Genomic DNA, 523 nt, shown 5'->3' on the forward strand with positions numbered 1-523 from the left:
TTACTCGTACGATTACATCCTGAGCCAGCTGAGCAGCGTGCAGAACGGCTCGCATGAAGTGACACTGGGCATCACCTTCGGGCGCAGAGACCAGCGGTTGCTGAGTCCACGGTTTTTTTAGGTTATACGGTGCTTGAGCGATTGGCGACATACCTGGACGGCAGGACTGCTGACTTCAATTACATCAGGGAACATCCCCGGATGGAAATTTGGATCAAAGGCAGAGAATGGTATCCCATCCTTATTTCAGAGATCAGCCGTGGGCGTTATGTAGTATACTGGGGAGACGTCAGGGCGGGGTTTTCTGATCCGGATGAAGTGTTTTGCTATATGTTAAAGGTTTTTAAGGTTATAAAAAGTGAATGCTGATGAATAGATGTTTGTTACTCGTCTTTTGCGCGGTAGTGGCCATTGGCCAGGCCTCTGCCCAGGAGCAGGTCGGTCTCCGCGAGCGTGCGGAGGAGCTGTACGGCAGGTTTGAGTACGCCAATGCGGCGGCGCTTTATGCGAAGCTGGCGGATTC

The 523-nt window shown here is 52.0% G+C and carries 1 protein-coding gene; it reads left to right on the forward strand.

Annotation, left to right across the window (positions count from 1 at the left end; genetic code table 11):
* Positions 1 to 129: 129 nt before the first annotated feature.
* The gene (locus ACFOET_RS17705; protein WP_379025151.1) at positions 130 to 369 is read left to right on the forward strand and encodes a hypothetical protein; all 240 of its coding nucleotides are present in this window, start codon (positions 130 to 132) and stop codon (positions 367 to 369) included.
* The last annotated feature ends 154 nt before the right edge of the window (positions 370 to 523 follow it).

Source organism: Parapedobacter deserti (assembly GCF_042646065.1).
Classification (GTDB): Bacteria; Bacteroidota; Bacteroidia; order Sphingobacteriales; family Sphingobacteriaceae; genus Parapedobacter; species Parapedobacter deserti.